This is a genomic window from Roseomonas sp. HF4, assembly GCF_005222755.1.
Taxonomy (GTDB): Bacteria; Pseudomonadota; Alphaproteobacteria; order Acetobacterales; family Acetobacteraceae; genus Neoroseomonas.
The window spans coordinates 196,491-213,508 of record NZ_STGD01000002.1; the positions used below are offsets into that span (position 1 = coordinate 196,491).

At 72.0% G+C, this 17,018-nt stretch carries 12 protein-coding genes and 1 tRNA gene; 10 read left to right on the forward strand and 3 right to left on the reverse strand.

From position 1 onward, the window contains the following. Positions 1 to 2 precede the first annotated feature (2 nt). From E8M80_RS26495 to E8M80_RS03875, 6 genes are all read left to right on the forward strand, one after another. Positions 3 to 2,369 carry a glycosyltransferase family 1 protein gene (locus E8M80_RS26495; RefSeq protein ID WP_137124340.1) on the forward strand — a complete coding sequence of 789 codons (2,367 nt, stop codon included), beginning with the start codon at positions 3 to 5 and terminating at the stop codon, positions 2,367 to 2,369. Positions 2,370 to 2,417: 48 nt separating this feature from the next. Then, entirely contained in the window at positions 2,418 to 3,587 is a 1,170-nt protein-coding gene (locus E8M80_RS03855) for a glycosyltransferase family 4 protein (RefSeq protein WP_137124341.1), read from the forward strand. Between the two features lie 28 nt (positions 3,588 to 3,615). Beyond that, positions 3,616 to 4,596, forward strand: coding sequence for a GDP-mannose 4,6-dehydratase (locus tag E8M80_RS03860; RefSeq protein WP_137124342.1), 981 nt, complete (start codon positions 3,616 to 3,618; stop codon positions 4,594 to 4,596). 198 nt (positions 4,597 to 4,794) lie between these two features. Then, positions 4,795 to 5,694: a GGDEF domain-containing protein gene (locus E8M80_RS03865; RefSeq protein ID WP_137124343.1), complete on the forward strand. Its 900-nt coding sequence runs from the start codon at positions 4,795 to 4,797 to the stop codon at positions 5,692 to 5,694. A 9-nt stretch (positions 5,695 to 5,703) separates the two neighbouring features. Then, a complete protein-coding gene (locus tag E8M80_RS03870; RefSeq protein ID WP_170979184.1) occupies positions 5,704 to 6,363 on the forward strand; it encodes a DsbA family oxidoreductase in 660 nt (219 codons plus the stop codon). A gap of 61 nt (positions 6,364 to 6,424) precedes the next feature. Then, positions 6,425 to 6,500: transfer RNA gene (locus E8M80_RS03875), tRNA-Val, on the forward strand. Between the two features lie 219 nt (positions 6,501 to 6,719). On the opposite strand, the gene E8M80_RS03880 is transcribed toward E8M80_RS03875, so the two are convergent. The 3 genes from E8M80_RS03880 to E8M80_RS03890 all read right to left on the reverse strand — a co-directional run bounded on the left by E8M80_RS03880 (position 6,720) and on the right by E8M80_RS03890 (position 11,355). Continuing rightward, positions 6,720 to 7,496 carry a hypothetical protein gene (locus E8M80_RS03880; RefSeq protein ID WP_137124344.1) on the reverse strand — a complete coding sequence of 259 codons (777 nt, stop codon included), beginning with the start codon at positions 7,494 to 7,496 and terminating at the stop codon, positions 6,720 to 6,722. A 119-nt stretch (positions 7,497 to 7,615) separates the two neighbouring features. After that, positions 7,616 to 11,059, reverse strand: a complete 3,444-nt coding sequence (gene mfd / locus E8M80_RS03885) for a transcription-repair coupling factor (RefSeq protein ID WP_240789874.1) — start codon at positions 11,057 to 11,059, stop codon at positions 7,616 to 7,618. Next, positions 11,056 to 11,355 carry a succinate dehydrogenase assembly factor 2 gene (locus E8M80_RS03890; protein ID WP_137124346.1) on the reverse strand — a complete coding sequence of 100 codons (300 nt, stop codon included), beginning with the start codon at positions 11,353 to 11,355 and terminating at the stop codon, positions 11,056 to 11,058. The genes mfd and E8M80_RS03890 overlap by 4 nt, the downstream gene beginning before the upstream one ends. Positions 11,356 to 11,383: 28 nt before the next feature. Between E8M80_RS03890 and recG the strand changes: the two genes are divergently transcribed. The 4 genes from recG to E8M80_RS03910 all read left to right on the forward strand — a co-directional run bounded on the left by recG (position 11,384) and on the right by E8M80_RS03910 (position 17,011). Next, positions 11,384 to 13,504 (forward strand): ATP-dependent DNA helicase RecG, encoded by a 2,121-nt coding sequence (gene recG / locus E8M80_RS03895; RefSeq protein ID WP_137124347.1) that lies wholly within the window; start codon positions 11,384 to 11,386, stop codon positions 13,502 to 13,504. A 97-nt stretch (positions 13,505 to 13,601) separates the two neighbouring features. Further along, entirely contained in the window at positions 13,602 to 14,330 is a 729-nt protein-coding gene (locus tag E8M80_RS03900; protein WP_170979185.1) for an ABC transporter ATP-binding protein, read from the forward strand. After that, entirely contained in the window at positions 14,330 to 15,058 is a 729-nt protein-coding gene (locus E8M80_RS03905; RefSeq protein WP_137124348.1) for an ABC transporter permease, read from the forward strand. Before E8M80_RS03900 ends, E8M80_RS03905 begins: the two co-directional genes overlap by 1 nt. A 3-nt stretch (positions 15,059 to 15,061) precedes the next feature. Next, complete coding sequence (locus E8M80_RS03910) at positions 15,062 to 17,011, forward strand: GldG family protein (RefSeq protein ID WP_137124349.1); 1,950 nt, start codon at positions 15,062 to 15,064, stop codon at positions 17,009 to 17,011. Positions 17,012 to 17,018: the final 7 nt, after the last annotated feature.

Consider the following 17,018-nt stretch of genomic DNA (forward strand, 5'->3'; position numbering starts at 1 on the left):
GTATGGCCACTGGACCCGCCAACGCCCCGACTGACAAGGATGCCGTCACGACGAGGCCCTATGACGGCGCCGGTCTGCCGATCCACTTCTTCACCATTGTCCTGAATGGCGAACCGTTCATCCGCTACCACGAGACGATGCTGGCGAAGCTGCCGGCCTGTTGGCACTGGCACATCGTCGAGGGCGTGGCCGCCCTTCGCCATGACACTGGCTGGAGTGCCGCAGCCGGCGGCCGGATCCTGGACGCCGTTCACCGCGGAGGCCGCAGCATCGATGGCACGAGCGAGTATCTCGACGACCTCGCGCGCCGCTTCCCGAGCCAGGTGACGATCCACCGCAAGCCGCTCGGCGAGTTCTGGGACGGTAAGCGGGAAATGGTGAACGCCCCCCTCTCCGCCATCGCCAAACCATGCCTGTTGTGGCAGGTCGATGCCGACGAACTGTGGACGGTCGACCAGATCGTCGAGATGCACCAGCGCTTCCTCGACGCGCCAGATCGGAGCGCCGCCTGGTACTGGTGCTGGTTCTTCGTCGCGCCCGACAAGATCGTGAGCACCCGCCGCAACTACGGCGCCAACCCTGCATATGAATGGTATCGCACATGGCGGTTCCATCCTGGCGATCAGTGGGCGGCGCACGAGCCGCCAACGCTGGTAAGGCCGCGTCCGGAAGGCGGTCAACCGATCGAGGTCGGCACCATGCAGCCCTTCGACCAGGACGAGACCGAATCCTTCGGCGCCGTCTTTCAGCACTTCGCCTACGTCACGCCTCAGCAGCTCGCCTTCAAGGAATCCTATTATGGCTACGCGGGCGCCACGGATCGCTGGCGTAGCCTGCTGGCCCACAAGGGACCCGGCTTCGTCGCGGACTACTTCGACTGGGTGAAGGATCGCGCCGTGTTCGACGATGCGGCCTTCTACCGGATCGAGCCGATTGCGCGCCAGGATGCTGACGGCAGCTGGTCTTTCGCCACCCCCGATGGTGCCAAGGACCGAACGCCCGTCCAGGTCCGCCCGCGCATCGTGGTCGACGGCATATATTGGCAATACCTCGCCTCGGGCATCGGCAGGGTCTGGCAGACGATGCTGGAAGAATGGGTGAAGGCGGGCCTCGCCGACCACATCGTTCTGCTCGACCGCGCCGGCACGGCGCCGCGCATCCCGGGCGTCCACATACGCACCATCGCGGCGCACGACTACGGACACTGCGGCGCGGACAGCCTCTATCTCGAACAAATCTGCCGCGACCTCGGCGCCGACCTCTTCGTATCAACCTACTATTCGACGCCCGCCGAGACGCCCTCCTTCTTCTTCGGCTACGACATGATTCCCGAAAGGACCGGCGTGGACCTTGCGGAGGAGTGCTGGCAGGAGAAGGCGCGCGCGATCCGCCACGCCAGCGGCCATTCCATGATCTCCCGCAGTTCGGCGCGTGACCTGGCGAAGCTGTTCCCCGAGGTGCCGGAACAGGATGTGGCGATCACCTATTGCGGCCTGCCGCCCGGCTTTGCGCCCGCCACGGAAGCCGACGTGCAGGCGATGCGAAGCGCGCTCGACCTGCCCGGCGCCTACCTGCTGATGGTGGGCGACCGAAGCGGCGCCGGGGGCTACAAGAACGGCATCCTCGCCTTCCGCGCCGCCGAGATCGCTGCCCGGCACGGACAGAAGTTCGAGGTCGTCTGCGTCGGCGGCTTGGCCGACATCGAGCCCGCCTTCCGCGCCGCTGCGCCGTCGGTGCGCATGCGCCGCGTGAAGGCCGACGACGCGACGCTGCGCGCGCTCTACGCGGGCGCGCATGCGCTTCTCTATCCCTCGCGCTACGAGGGCTTCGGCATGCCGGTGCTGGAGGCCATGGCCTGTGGCTGCCCCGTCGTCACCTGCCCGAACTCGTCGCTGATCGAGGTCGGCGGCGATGCGGCGATCTTCGTCGGGCCCGATGATGCCGAGGCGGCGGCCGCCGCGATCGGATCCCTCGCCGACCCGGCCGAGCGCGCGCGCCGCGTCGCCGCCGGGCTCGCCCAGGCGGCGCGCTTCAGCACCGCAGGGCTGGCCGACGCGGCCATGGCCGCCTTCCGTGCCGCGATCACGGCGCTGGACGCCGGCGAACGTCCCCGCCCCGGCTCCGGCTGGCGGCAATTCCGGACCTACCAAGCCGGCATCCAGGCCTGGCTGCAGGAGCGGCCGGATCTCGCGCGGGACGCGCTCGCGAGCGTCGGCGGCGCCTCCGGGCCGGCCGCGCCCGCGCGGCCATCCGGCGAGTTGCTGCGCGCCCTGGCCGAGATCGACGCCATGAAGAACAGCCCCTTCTGGCGGCTGCGCGGCCAGGTGATCGGCCTGCTGCGCCGGCTCGGCGTGCGCCATCGTGGCTAGGCGCGCCGCCGCGCCCGCGCGCCGCCGCGGCTGAGCGGCGGCCCGGGCATGCGCATCCTGCTGTGGTACTGGGGACGCAAGGGCGCTGGCGGCCAGATCACGCTGTCCCTCGCGCGCGCCCTGGCGGCCCGCTCCGACGTGGACGTCGCCCTGTCCGTCTCGGCGCAGGCCGACCTCATCGAGGATTTCCGGCGCCTCGGCCTGCCGATGGACGCGGTGCCGACCTATTCCAGCGCGGCCGGCTTCGCGCTGGGCTGCCTGCGGGTGCCTTGGCTGGCGCGCCGGCTGCGGCGACAGGCGCAGGACTTCGGTGCGGATGCGATCGTCTCGGTCATGACGCATCTCTGGACGCCTCTGGTGGCGCCCGGCCTCGCCCGGGCGGGCCTCGCCTTCGTACCGATCGTCCATGATGCGGAGCCGCACCCCGGCGACCCCGCCGTCCTGTGGGGCCCGCGTTTCCGGCGCGAGGTCGGCTCGGCGCGCTGCGCGATCGCGCTTTCCGAAAGCGTGGCCGCGGCGGTGGGCGCGCGCTTTCCACGCCTGCCGGTGCATCGGCTGACGCTCGGCTCGCCGCTGCAGGTGGCGGCGCCGGACGGGCCGCGGCCTGGTGCGCGCTCCGGTGAGGTCCGCTTCGCGATGCTCGGGCGCCTGCGTCCCTACAAGGGGCTGGACCTGCTGCGGGACGCCTGGCGACTGCTCCAGCCGCGCCATCCGGAGGCACGGCTGCTCGTGGCCGGCCAGGGCGATCTCGAGCGGCTTGCCCCCGGCCTTTCCGGGCTGCCCGGGGTCGAGGTGAGGTCACGTTGGCTCACCGAGGAGGAGCTTCCGCAACTCATCGCCGCGTCCGATGCCGTGGTGCTGCCCTATACGGAGGCGAGCCAGAGCGGCGTCGCCCCGGTCGCGCACGCCATGGGCGTGCCCGTCGTCGTGACCCCGGTCGGCGGATTGGTCGAGCAGGTCCGCGACGACATCGACGGCCTGGTCGCGCGGCACATGACACCCGCGGCCCTGGCCGATGCCCTGGGCGCGATGTGCGACCCCGCGCGGCGCGAACGCCTCGCGGCGGGTGCGCTGGACAGCGGACGGCGGCTGCGCGATTGGGATGGTATAGCCGACGCCCTCGTTCGCATCCTGGCCTCCCCCGACGGACGGGTGCCGGCCGGAATCGAGCGTGACCGCAGCGAAAAGGAAGTTCCGTGCCGCGAGGGATCGACATGAGGGCCGCAGCCGCCGGAACCCGCGCGCCATGAAGCGCGCGCTGATCACGGGCGTGACCGGCCAGGACGGCGCCTACCTCGCCGCCCTGCTGCTCTCGAAGGGCTACGAGGTGCATGGGCTGCTGCACCGGCACGGCGGGTCCGAGGCCGTGGCCGAGCGCCTCCACCGGCTGGGCTGCAACGGCACGGTGCAGATGGTCGACGGCAACCTGATCGACCTCTCCTCCCTGATCCGCCTGTTGCAGAAGGTCGAGCCGGACGAGATCTACAACCTCGCGGCGCAATCCTTCGTGCGGATGTCCTGGGACCAGCCGCTGCTGACGGCGCATGTCACCGCGCTCGGCACGGGCAATCTGCTGGAGGCGGTGCGCATCGCGGCGCCGCGGGCGCGCTTCTTCCAGGCCGGGTCGAGCGAGATGTTCGGCCGCGCCGAAGGCCGCGCGCAAAGCGAAGCCTCCAATTTCCACCCGCGCAGCCCCTATGCCTCGGCCAAGGTCTTCGCGCATTGCCTGGTCGGGAACTACCGCGACGCCTTCGGGCTGTTTGCCTGCAACGGCATCATGTTCAACCACGATAGCCCACTGCGCGGCGTCGAATTCGTGCTGCGCAAGATCACCGACGGGGCGGCGCGGATCAGCCTCGGCCTCGCGAAGGACCTCTCGCTCGGCAACCTCGAGGCGCGGCGCGACTTCGGCCATTCCCGCGACTATGTCCGCGCCATGTGGCTGATGCTGCAACAGGAGACCGCCGACGACTACGTGGTCGCGACCGGCCGCGCGGCCTCGATCCGCGATCTCTGCCGCATCGCCTTCGGCCATGTCGGCCTCGACTACGAGGCGCATGTCAGGGTCGACCCGGCCTTCCTGCGGCCCGCCGATGTCGACGTCACGCTGGGCGATCCGACCCGCGCGCGCGAACGCCTGGGCTGGGAGCCCGAGACCAGCCTGGAGGCCATGATCGCCGAGATGGTGGACGCCGACCTCGCACGCTGGCGGGCGCGGGCAGGCTGAGCCTCGACGGTCCCGGGCGACCCGGCGGGCGCCGGCCTTTTCCCTCGCCGCGGCGCCCGCGCCAAATTTCCGGTTCCAAAGTCCTGCGGCTTGTCGGATGGTCCGCGGCATGAGTCTATCAACCCACACGCGAAATCTACCCTGGGGGCGTCCGGTCGCCGTCAGGATGCATGGCCGGTCCCCGAGGGCAGTCGCAGCATGAGCCTCCTCGGCAAGCTTCATGTCCTGCTGAGCCTGGGCGTGCTGGTCGCTTCGCTGGGCGCGGCCGGGGCCGGGGCGTTCGCGGCCTGGACGTGGCGGCATCACAAGGGCCGCTTCATGATCGCGACGCTCAGCGCCGCGGCCGCGCTCGTCACGGCCGCGGCCTCGGCGACCGCGCTGACAGCCAGCGGAGCGCCGGGGTGGTCCGGCTGGCTCCGGCTGCTGCCCGACGCGATGCTCCCGGCGCTGCTCGCGATCCTGCTGCGGGAATTCGCGCAGCGGGATGCCGCCGCACGCCGCGCCGCCGCCGTGGCGCCGATCCATGCCGCCACCGGCCTGCCCAACCGCGCCGCGCTGCATGCGCTGGCGCTGCCGGCCCTGGCGCGCGCCCGGCGGGAAGGCGGGGAGGCGAACATCGTCGCCGCTGCGCTCGACGACCTGCCGGGAATAGAGGCCGCCCGCGGCCCCGCCGCGGCGCGGGAGGCGCTGCACGACTTCGCCGTGGTGCTGCGCGACACGATGCGCGCGGGCGACATCGCCGGCCATCTCGGCCCGTCGGTGCTCGGCGTGATGCTGCACGGCGCAGACCCCGCCGGCGCCGCGATCTTCGCTGCACGGCTGCGCAAGCAGGCTTCGGAACGGCTCAGCCACCCCGCGATGGACGGTCGGCGCCTGCGCCTGACCATCGGCATCGCCCAGGTCGGCGGTGGCACCGGCGTGCTCGCGCTGGACGAGGCCTTCGCCGCAGCGGAGACGGCGGTCGCGACCGCGCAGTCCGATGGCGGGGACCGCGTGGTCACCGCCGCACCACCGCCGCCGCGCTCGGCCGACCTTCCGTCCCGGGCCACGGCCGGCGCCCCGGCCGAAGGAGGCGACGGCGCCGCGCAGGTGGTCTAGGCTGGTAGCGTGAACCTGCTCGCCCCACCGCGCGCCAGGCTGCGGATCGAGGTCGTCTACGACCTGGTCTGCCCGTGGTGCTACCTCGGCACGCGACGCCTGCGCCGCGCGCTCCGCGCAAGGCCCGATGTGCTGGCCGAGATCCTCTGGCGGCCCTTCCTGCTGAACCCCGACATCCCGCTCTCGGGCATGCCGCGCCAGGAATTCCTGACGCGGAAGTTCGGCGGCGAGGAACGCGCGCGCCGCCTGCATGCAACGATCGCGGAACTCGGCCAGGCCGAGGGCGTGCCCTTCCGCTTCGAGCGCATCCTGCGCATGCCATCCAGCCTCGACGCCCATCGCCTGGTGCGCTTTGCGGCCCGCGAGGGCGTGGCCGACGCCATGGTGGATGCGCTGTTCCACGGCTATTTCGCCGAGGGCGCCGACCTCGGGCACATCGACACGCTGGTGCGCCTCGCGCAGGGGATCGGGCTCGACCGCGCCGCGACCCATCGCTTCCTCGATTCGGCGGCGGAGGCGGATGCCGTGCACGCGGAGAACCTTCGCGCCCATCGGCTCGGCATCAACGGCGTGCCCTGTTTCGTGATCGGCGGACGCCATGCGATCGCGGGCGCGCAGGAGCCCGAAGTGCTCGAGCGCCTGCTCGATGTCGCGCTGGTGGAAGGCTGATCCGCGGGGCCTTGCGCGCCGCGTCGACCGCGTCTAGAGAGGCGGCCCCGCCGGGTTCGGGGGGCGCATAGCTCAGTGGTATGAGCGCCTGCTTGACACGCAGGAGGTCCGTGGTTCGATCCCACGTGCGCCCACCATCCCCCTCGACATGACGCGTGGCTGACACGTCCGAAGCGGCGCGCTGCTTCGCGACAGATGGTCTTTCGACCGTCGTTAACCTTCGGTGAGATTGTCCTGCCCGTAACGTCAGCGACACCCCTCCGCGCGCTCGGCGGGTGCCGAACGCGCGGGGCCGGCGGCATCATGCCCGCACGGCGCGCGGGGGCGGCCATGGGGCCGCCTGGCCGCGCGACGGCTCAGAAGCGGTAGCGGAAGCCCAGGACGAAGCTGTTCGCGCCCTCGTAGACGCCGTTGTAGGTGCCGAAGATCCCGCTGCGATGCATGTAGCGGAACGCAACTTCGTACTGCGGGTAGTCGGGCAGCGCGACGGTCAGTTCCGGCGAGAAGTAGTTCAGCCAGTTGGACTGGTTCGGCTCGGGCCGGAGGTCGGTGCCGCGCTCGACCTGCGGCAGGCGCGTCACGTAGTCAGGACCCATCGAGAAACCGAGGGTCGTGTAGACGTAGTCGGTCCAGGGGAAGCCGTCGTAGCGGAGATAGGCCGCGGCCCAGAATTCGCCGCCCTCGGTCTGGCCGAAGCGATAGAGGCCGCCGGCTTCGAGGTCGAACATGAAGAAGCGCCAGAAGCGCGCCACGCGGTACTGCAGCGCGCCGCCCACGATCGTGTCGTCGCCCCAGGAGCCGGACCACGGCGCGACCACGAGGTCGCGCAGCTTGCCGTCCGCGACCGAGGAGCCGAGGAACAGCGTGCCCGACCAGCGCCGGGCATCGGCCAGCGCGCGCGCGCGGTCGCCGGGCGAAAGGCCCGAGAGGTCGGGCGTGGCGACGACCGTCATCGGTGCGGCGGGCGCCGCGACCTGGGCGGGCACCGGGGCGGGCTCGGACGCCGCCGCAGCCGGCAGGGCCTGCGCGCGGGGCACGGTCCGGCGTTCCGGGGCCGGTCCGCCGGCCACGAGCAGGAAGGCAGCGGCCGCCACGGATGCGAGGCGGGCCGCCGGGGGGATTGCGAAGGTCATGCGCACGCACCTCGGACGGAACGACCATCCGCTTAGGGCCGCGCAGGCGCGCTGGCAACCGGCGGCCCGCCGACGGGGCCATCCGCGCAATCCGTCAGGCCCGTTTGCTGGCGCGGCCTTTACGCCGCGCGCGCCTGGCGCGCGACTCGCGCCAATGCCGCCAGCAGGTCGCGTGCCGCACGCACACGATGAGCCAGGTCCATCTCGCGGAGCAGCGCAAGCTTGTGGTCCGGTCGCAGCTTCACCTGGTCCTTGCGCGCCTGCACCCAGGCGACGAGCCCGCCCGGATTGGCAAATCGGTTGCCGCGGAAGCCCAGCACCACCCCCTTCGGGCCGGCATCCAGCTTCTCGACCCCGGCCTCGCGGCAGAGCCGCTTGATGGCCACGACCTGCAGCAGGTTGTCCACCTCGGGCGGCATCGGGCCGAAGCGGTCCACGAGCTCGGCCGCCATCGCGTCGTTCTCGCCGTCGGTCGAAAGCCCGCCGATGCGGCGATAGAGGCCGAGCCGGACGGGCAGATCCGCCACATAGGTCTCCGGGATCAGCACCGGCAGGCCGAGGTTGATCTGCGGCGTCCAGTCGCGCTCGCTGCCGCCGTCCTTCCCCTGCCCGGCCTTGATGTCGGCCACCGCCTCCTCGAGCATCTGCTGGTAGAGTTCGATGCCGACCTCGCGGATCTGGCCCGACTGCTCCTCGCCCAGCAGGTTGCCGGCACCGCGGATGTCGAGATCGTGGCTCGCCAGCGTGAAGCCGGCGCCGAGGTTGTCCAGCGTCTGCATCACCTCGAGCCGCTTCTCCGCGGCGGCCGAGAGCCGGTGCGATTGCGGCCAGGTGAGGTAGGCATAGCCGCGCAGCTTGCCGCGCCCCACGCGCCCGCGCAGCTGATAGAGCTGCGCCAGGCCGAACATGTCCGCGCGATGGATCAGCAGCGTGTTCACCGCCGGCATGTCGAGGCCGGATTCCACGATGTTGGTGGACAGCAGGATGTCGTGCCGGCCGTCGCCGAACTCGGTCATGACGCGCTCGAGCTCGGTGGGCGACAGGCGCCCATGCGCCTGGATGGTGCGCGCCTCGGGCACGATCTCGCCGAGCCGTTCCGCCACCTTCGCCATGTCCTCGATGCGCGGCACGACGCAGAAGACCTGCCCGCCCCTGAACCGCTCCCGCTGGATCGCCTCCCGCAGCACGACCGGGTCCCAGGGCATGATGAAGGTGCGCACCGCCAGGCGATCGACGGGCGGCGTCGCGATCACGCTCATCTCCCTGACGCCGGTCAGCGCCAGCTGCAAGGTGCGCGGGATGGGCGTGGCCGTCAGCGTCAGCACATGCACGTCGGCCTTGAGCGCCTTCAGTGCCTCCTTGTGCTTGACGCCGAAATGCTGCTCCTCGTCGACGATCACGAGGCCGAGGTTGTCGAATTCGATCCCCTTGGCCAGCAGCGCATGGGTGCCGACGACGATGTTGACGGCGCCCTTGGCGAGGCCGTCGCGCACCTCCGCCGCCTCCTTCGCCGTCACCATGCGCGACAGCTGCGCGATGCGCAGCGGGAAGCCCTCGAAGCGCGCCGCGAAGGTACGCGCGTGCTGGCGCGCGAGCAGCGTGGTCGGCACCACCACCGCGACCTGGCTGCCCGACATGGCGGCGACGAAGGCAGCGCGCAGCGCGACCTCGGTCTTGCCGAAGCCGACATCGCCGCAGATCAGGCGATCCATCGGGCGACCCGCGGACAGGTCCTCCAGCACGTCGGCAATCGCGCGGGACTGGTCCTCGGTCTCGGCGAAGGGGAAGCGGGCGCAGAATTCGTCCCACAGGCCCTCGGGCGGCGTCGCCAGCGTGCCGTCCCGCATGCGGCGCAGCGCGGCGGTGCGGATCAGTTCCCCCGCCATGTCGCGGATGCGGGACTTCGCGCGGGCCTTCCGGTTCTGCCACGACACGCCGCCCAACTTGTCCAGCGCGACGCCCGCGGTCTCGGTGCCGAAGCGCGACAGGATCTCGATGTTCTCAACCGGCACGAACAGCCGGTCGCCGCCGTCATAGGTCAGGCGAAGGCAGTCATGCGGCGCGCCGCTGACCTCAATGGTGGTCAGTCCTTCGTAGCGGCCGATGCCATGGTCCTGGTGGACCACCAGGTCGCCCTCGGCGATCTCGGTGGCGTCCGCGATGAACTGGTCGGCGCGGCGGCGACGGCGCGGCGGGCGGGCGATGCGCTCGCCCAGTATGTCCTGTTCCGCGGTAACGCAGATGCCGTCGGCCACGAAGCCGCGCTCGAGGCCCATCACCACCAGCGCGACCATGCCCTCGGGCAGGGCACGGGCGGCCTTCCAGTCCTCGGCCGGCGTGGCGGCGACGCCGTTCTCGCGCAGCAGGTTCGCCATCCGCTCGCGCGAGCCCTTCGACCAGGCGGCGAGCAGCGGACGGCGCCCCGCCTTCACCTGCCCCGCGGCCAGCAGGGCATAGGCCGCGAAGACATTCTCGCCGGCGGTCCGCGCCTCGGTCAGCAGCGGCCCGGGGCGGCCGCCGGCCTCGACCCCATCGGCGGCGTCGGCCCGCGAAAATGGGCTGAACTGCAGCACCGGGCCGACGCCGAGCATCTCCTCCCAGCCCGCACGGTCGAGGTGCAGCGTCGCGGGCGGCGCGGGGCGGTAGGGCACCTCCCCTTCCGCGACCCGCACCGGCACGCGGCGGGCCTCGTAGTGGTCGGCCACCATCTCGAAGCGCGCGGCGGCGACGTCCCCGGCCTGGTGGTCGAGGCTGACCGAAGCGCCCGGCACGTAGTCGAGCAGCTTCGCCATCGCCTCGTGGAACAGGCCGGCCCAGTGCTCCATCCCCGGATGCTTGCGGCCCGCGCTGACCGAGACATAGAGCGGGTCCTCGGCCGCCGCGGCGCCGAACAGCTCCCGGTAGCCGGAACGGAACCGGGCGCGCGAGGCCTCGTCGAGGAAGACCTCGCCGACCGGGCGCAGGCGAAGTTCGGGCACGACCTTGCCGCTGCGCTGCGTGGCCGTGTCGAAGCGGCGCATATCCTCGATCTCGTCGCCGAACAGGTCGAGCCGCACGGGGTCGGCCTCGCCGGCGGGGAACAGGTCGACGATGCCGCCGCGCACGGCGTATTCGCCGTGCTCCATCACCGTGCCGGTGCGGTGGTAACCGTTCGATTCGAGGAACGCCGTCAGCGCCTCGGGCGCCACCCGCCCGCCCTTGCGCAGCGTCATGGTGGCACCCTGGAAGGTCGCCGGCGGCGGTACCTTCTGCGCCAGCGCGTTCACGGTGGTGAGCAGGACGCGCGGGCGCGTGGGGGGCTCCAGCAGGCGCGTCAGGGTCGCGACGCGCTCGGCCACGATCTCGGGGTTGGGGGAGACGCGGTCGTAGGGCAGGCAGTCCCAGGCCGGGAAGCGCAGCACCTCGATATCCGGGGCGAAGAAGCCGATCGCCTCGGCCATGCGGGCCATGCGGGCGTCGTCGCGGCAGACATGCACGACCGGCGCGTCGGTCTCCGCCCGGCGGCGGCAGAGCAGGAGCGCGTCGAAACCCTCCGGCGCGCCATGGACCGGGACGGCCCTCATCGTTCCGCCCCCGGCGGCACGCCTGCGCCGGCGCGACCGCATTCGGCGGCCATGCGGCGGAGCATGGGCGTGTCGGCCTCGGGCGGGATCGGGCGCCTGCCGGACAGCCAGTCGGCGAGGTCCACGTCCCAGTGCTCGAGCACCGCCTCGATGGCGTCGAGCTCGGCCTCGGTGAAGCCGGCGACGTTGCGCGCGACGAAGCCGCCGATCATCAGGTCGGCTTCCTTGGTGCCGCGGTGCAGCGCGCGGAACACGAGGCGGCGGCGGCGAGGGTCGAGGTCCGGGGTGTCTGACATGTCGTGTGTGGCTGGCATATAGAGGCCGATGGGAATCGTGTCAGCCCGACCGGATGCGCGCCTGGCGCAGGGTGCCGATGCGTTCGCGCCGCTGATGGCGCCGCTCGGGTCCCTGAAGGGCGTGAAGGAGGCCGAGGCCCGGCTGATCGCCAAGGCCGCCGGCGGGCCGCGCGTGCTCGACCTGCTGCTGCATCTGCCCGAGCGCTATCAGGTCCGCCGGCGCATCCTCCGCCCCTCCGAGGCGCCGCCCGAGGGCGAGTCGCTGATCGCCGTGACCGTCGCATCCCACAAGGCCGGCCGCTCCGCGCAGGGGCGGCCCTATGTCCGGCTGCGCTGCGAGGCCGGGGGGGAACCGCTGACCGCCTTCCTGATGAACTGGCAGAAGGCCTGGGCGGAAAAGGCACTGCCCGTGGGCGCCACGCGCTGGTTCGCGGGAAACCTGAAGGCCGAGGGCGAGGACTGGGTGATCGTCAACCCGCAGGTCTCGGTGCGGGAGGATGCGATCCCCCTGGTCCAGCCCGTCTGGCCGCTGACCGGCCGGCTGGCCTTGCCACAGCTGACCCGGGCCATGGGCGCGGCGCTGGCGCTGCTGCCCGACCTGCCGGAATGGGCCGACCCGCCCTTGCTGCGGCGGGAGGGCTGGCCCGCCTTCGCGCCGGCGCTCCGCGCCATCCAGGCGCCGGCGGAGGAGCCAGGGGAGGCGCCGCGGCGGCGGCTCGCCTACGACGAATTGCTGTCCGGCCAGGTCGCGCTCGGCCTGGTGCGGCGGCGGTCACGGGAACGGCCGGGGCGGGCGCTGGCGGGGAATGGCGCGCTGCGAGCGCCTGCATTGGCGGCCTTCGGCTTTCCGCCGACCGAGGCGCAGCGCCAGGCGGTCGCCGAGATCGACGCCGACCTCGCCGCGCCGCGCCGGATGCTGCGCCTGCTGCAGGGCGATGTCGGCGCCGGCAAGACGCTGGTCGCCGTCCTGGCCATGCTGCGCGCGGTGGAGGCCGGGGCGCAGGCGGCGCTGATGGCGCCGACCGAATTGCTGGCGCGCCAGCACCTGCGCACCTTCGAGAAGCTCTGCGCCGCCGCCGGCGTGCCCGTCGCGCTGCTGACCGGCAGCGTGAAGGGGAAGGAGCGGAAGCGGGTGCTCGCGGGGCTCGCGGACGGCTCGATCCCGCTGGCGCTCGGCACGCATGCGCTGTTCCAGGAGGGCGTCGCGTTCCGGGACCTGGCGCTCGCCGTGGTGGACGAACAGCACCGCTTCGGCGTCGCGCAGCGCCTGATGCTGGCCGAGAAGGGGGCGGCGGTGGACATGCTGGTCATGACCGCGACCCCCATCCCGCGCACCCTGCTGCTGACGCAATGGGGGGAGATGGCGGTCAGCCGCCTCGCGGGGAAGCCGCCGGGGCGGCAGCCCATCACCACCCGCGTGGTCAGCCAGGACCGCCTGCCCGAGATCGTCGCGCGGCTCGGCGAGGCGATCCAGCGGGACGAGCGGGCCTATTGGGTCGTGCGCGCCATCACCGGCTCGGACCGCGACGATTCCGTCGCGGCGGAGGAACGCTTCCGCGAGTTGTCGGCGCGCTTCCCGGGTCAGGTCGGCCTCGCGCACGGGTTGCAGGACATCGGCGTGCGCGAGGCGGCGCTGGCGGAGTTCGCCGCCGGGCGCACCCGCATCCTGGTGGCCACCACCGTGATCGAGGTGGGTGTCGACGTGCCCGAGGCGACCATCATGCTCATCGAGCAGGCCGAGCGCTTCGGGCTCGCCGCGCTGCACCAGCTGCGCGGGCGGGTCGGGCGCGGATCGAAGCCGTCCTCCTGCCTGCTCGTGCATTCGCCGGGGCTGACGGAGGGCGAGAAGCGCCGCCTGCTGGTGCTGCGCGATTCCGACGACGGCTTCGAGATCGCCGAGGAGGATCTGCGCGCCCGCGGCGGGGGCGATGCGCTCGGCGCACGGCAGGCCGGGCTGCCCGGGGCGCGGCTGCTCGACCCGCGGGAGGAGCCGGAGGAATACGCGCGGCTTGTCGACATCGCGCACCGCGACGCGGAACTGCTGCTGGAGAAGGACCCTGACCTCCTGGGCCCGCGCGGGCCAGCGGCCCGGCTGCTTCTTGCCGCCTTCGGGCACGACCTGAGCATGGCTCCGCTCGACGCCGGCTGAGGGCCGAGGGGCTTGCATCCCGCTCCCGCACGGTTCAAATCGCCCCCCGCCCGACGAGGCTTCTGTCCGGAACGGTGAATTGCAGGGGAGACCGGCATTGGCCGCGCTGATCGAGATCGAGCGCCTGACCAAGCGCTTCGGCGCCTTCACGGCCGTGGACGACGTGTCCTTCACGGTCGATCGCGGGGAAGTCGTGGGCTTCCTCGGCCCGAACGGCGCCGGCAAGTCCACCACCATGAAGATGCTGGCCGGCTTCGTGACGCCCTCGGCCGGCACGGCGCGCATCTGCGGCCAGGACGTGGTGGACAGCCCCGTCGCCGCCAAGCGCAGCCTCGGCTACCTGCCGGAAGGGGCGCCGACCTACCCCGAGATGACGGTCAAGTCCTTCCTCCGCTTCGTGGCCCGCATCCGGGGCTATCGCGGGTCCGAGGCCGGCGACCGCGTCGCCCACGCCATGGGCCTGACGCAGCTGGAAGGCGTCAGGCTGCAGCCGATCGAGACGCTGTCCAAGGGCTTCAAGCGGCGCGTCGGCCTGGCGCAATCCCTGCTGCACGACCCGCCCGTTCTGGTGCTGGACGAGCCGACCGACGGCCTCGACCCCAACCAGAAGCACGAGGTACGCGAGTTGATCCGCCGCATGGCGCCGGAGAAGGCGATCGTGATCTCGACCCATATCCTTGAGGAAGTGGACGCCGTCTGCACCCGCGCCATCGTCATCGCGCGCGGCAAGGTGCTGGCGGATTCCACGCCGAAGGCGCTGGAGGCGCCGGGCAAGACCCTCGAGCAGGTCTTCCGCGAGCTGACGACGCAGCGGGAGGCCGCGTGATGGCCGCCTTCACCGTCGCCCGGCGCGAGCTCGCCGGCTATTTCGCCACCCCCGTCGCCTATGTCTTCATCGTCATCTTCCTGATGATGGCGGGCGCGCTGACCTTCACGATCGGCGGCTTCTTCCAGCGCGGCCAGGCGGATCTTGGGCCGTTCTTCACCTTCGTGCCCTGGCTGTTCCTGTTCCTGGTGCCGGCGCTGACCATGCGGTTGTGGGCGGAGGAACGGCGGCTCGGCACGATCGAACTGCTGCTGACGCTGCCCATCCCGCAATGGCAGGCGGTGCTGGGCAAGTTCCTGGCCGCCTGGGCGTTCTGCGCTATCGCGCTGGCGCTGACCTTCCCGCTCGTGCTGACGGTGAACTTCCTCGGCCGGCCGGACAATGGCGTGATCGCGGCGGGCTATGTCGGCTGCCTTCTGGTGGCTGGCGCCTACCTGGCCGTCGGCGCGGCGATGTCGGCCATGACCAAGAACCAGGTCATCGCCTTCGTCCTCGCCGTCGCGGTCTGCTTCCTGTTCGCCGCCGCCGGCAGCCCGGTGGTGACCGAGTTCCTGTCGCAGCGCATCCCGCTGCTGGCCGAGGTCGCGCGCGGCGTTTCCGTCACCGAGCGCTTCAACGCCCTGACGCGCGGCGTGATCGCGCTGCGCGACGTGGTCTTCTTCGCCTCCTTCATGGGCTTCTTCCTGTTCGTGAACGCGGTGGTGATCGACCACCGGAAGGCGGATTGAGCGATGAGCGGCACCTCCTCCTCCCCCCGTCCCGGCTCGCGGCGCCTCTGGTCCTCGGCGCTCGGGCTGCTGGCCGCGGCGGCGCTGGCCGTCGGCGTCAACATGCTGGCCGACCGGCTGGCGCCGCGCGCCCGCCTCGATCTCACGGCGCAGCGGCTCTACACGCTCTCGGATGGCACGCGGAGCGTGCTGCAGGGCCTGCAGGACCCGGTGACGCTGCGCTATTTCTACTCGCGCCGCCTGGGGTCCGCCGTGCCCGCCTACGGAGCCTATGCCGAGCGCGTGCGCGCCATGCTCGAGGAATATGTCGCCGTCTCCGGCGGCAAGGTGCGCCTCGAAGTCTTCGACCCCGAGCCCTTCAGCGAGACCGAGGACCGCGCGCTGGCCTTCGGGCTGCAGGGCGTGCCGGTCGACCAGTCGGGGGAGCAGGTCTATTTCGGCCTCGCCGGCCTCAACCTGCTGGACGACGAACGCACCATCCCGTTCTTCCAGCCCGAGCGCGAGCGCTTCCTGGAATTCGACCTGACGCGGCTGGTGTTCGAGCTGTCGAACCCGCGCCGCCCGGTCATCGGCGTGCTCTCGCCCCTGCCGCTCAACGGCGACGCGCGGATGATGCGCATGATGCGCGGCGGCCCGGCCGGGCAGCCCTATGCGGTGATGCAGTCGCTGCGCCAGTTCTTCACGGTGCAGGACGTGGCGCTGGATGCGCAGCGCATCGGCGACGACGTGCAGGTGCTGATCGTGGCGCATCCGCAGGAGCTGTCCGACGCGACGCTCTACGCCATCGACCAGTTCGTCATGCGCGGCGGCAAGCTGATCGCGCTGGTGGACCCGCATTCGGAAGGCCAGGCTGGCCGTCCCGGCCCCGGCGGCCGCCCGCCCTCCGACACGGCGTCACATCTCGACCGCCTGCTGAATGCCTGGGGCATCGAGGCACCCAGGGGCGAGGTCGTGCTCGACCTGCGCGGCGCCTGGCGCGTCCGCGCGAACCCGACCGACCGCGTGCAGGCGGTGGACTACGTCGCCTGGTTCAACATGCAGGGCGATTCCCTCAGCGACGCCGAGGTCGCGACGGCGCAGCTGAACCAGGTGACGGTCGCCTCGACCGGCCAGGTGCGGCGGCGCGAAGGGGCCAGCGTCGAATTCGTCCCCCTGCTCACCACCAGCGACCGCAGCGGCACGATGCCGGTCGAGCGCGTGCGCGAGAACCCGGACCCTGCGCAGATCCTGGCCGACTTCCGTCCCGACGGGCAGCGCCGCGTGATCGGCGCGCGGGTGCGGGGCGAACTCGCCTCCGCCTTCCCCGACGGCCCGCCGTCGCCGCCCGAGGGCGCCGAGCGCCCGGCCGACTTCCCCGCGCACCGCGCACGCAGCGAGGGGGCCGCGAACTTCGTCGTGCTCGCGGATGCTGACCTGCTGGAGGACCGCTTCTGGGTCCGCGTGCAGGATTTCTTCGGCCAGCAGGTGGCGACGCCGATCAGCGACAACGGTGCGCTGCTGGCCAACCTGGTAGACACCTTCGCGGGCGGCGATGCGCTGATCTCGCTGCGCTCGCGCGGCGAATCGCTCCGCCCCTTCACGGTGGTCGAGGAAATCCGGCGCGACGCCGATGCCCGCTTCCGCCAGACCGAGCGGCAGTTGCAGGAGCGCCTGCAGCAGACCGAGCGGCGTCTGCGCGAACTCCGCCAGGGGCAGGGTCAAGGGCAGGGCCAACAGGGGAGCGGCGCCGTCATCACGCCCGAACAGCGCGCCGAGATCGACGCGGCGCGGGCGCAGATCCTGGAGACGCGCCGGCAGCTCCGCGCCGTGCAGCTGGAACTCCGCCGCGACATCGAGGGCATGGAGACCTGGCTGCGCATCGTGAACATCGCGGCCGTGCCGCTGCTGCTCACGATCTTCGCGGTCGGCCTTGGCCTGGCCCGCGCGCGGCGCCGCGCCGCGGCGCGGGCCTGAGGGGGAA

Excerpts from the sequence above, each read along its gene's own strand:
- E8M80_RS26495 (WP_137124340.1), top strand. The coding sequence starts at position 3 with ATGGCCACTGGACCCGCCAACGCCCCGACTGACAAGGATGCCGTCACG.
- E8M80_RS03910 (WP_137124349.1), top strand. The coding sequence starts at position 15,062 with ATGAGCGGCACCTCCTCCTCCCCCCGTCCCGGCTCGCGGCGCCTCTGG.
- E8M80_RS03860 (WP_137124342.1), top strand. The coding sequence starts at position 3,616 with ATGAAGCGCGCGCTGATCACGGGCGTGACCGGCCAGGACGGCGCCTAC.
- E8M80_RS03890 (WP_137124346.1), bottom strand. The coding sequence starts at position 11,355 with ATGTCAGACACCCCGGACCTCGACCCTCGCCGCCGCCGCCTCGTGTTC.
- mfd (WP_240789874.1), bottom strand. The coding sequence starts at position 11,059 with ATGAGGGCCGTCCCGGTCCATGGCGCGCCGGAGGGTTTCGACGCGCTC.
- E8M80_RS03905 (WP_137124348.1), top strand. The coding sequence starts at position 14,330 with ATGGCCGCCTTCACCGTCGCCCGGCGCGAGCTCGCCGGCTATTTCGCC.
- E8M80_RS03855 (WP_137124341.1), top strand. The coding sequence starts at position 2,418 with ATGCGCATCCTGCTGTGGTACTGGGGACGCAAGGGCGCTGGCGGCCAG.
- E8M80_RS03865 (WP_137124343.1), top strand. The coding sequence starts at position 4,795 with ATGAGCCTCCTCGGCAAGCTTCATGTCCTGCTGAGCCTGGGCGTGCTG.
- recG (WP_137124347.1), top strand. The coding sequence starts at position 11,384 with ATGGGAATCGTGTCAGCCCGACCGGATGCGCGCCTGGCGCAGGGTGCC.
- E8M80_RS03880 (WP_137124344.1), bottom strand. The coding sequence starts at position 7,496 with ATGACCTTCGCAATCCCCCCGGCGGCCCGCCTCGCATCCGTGGCGGCC.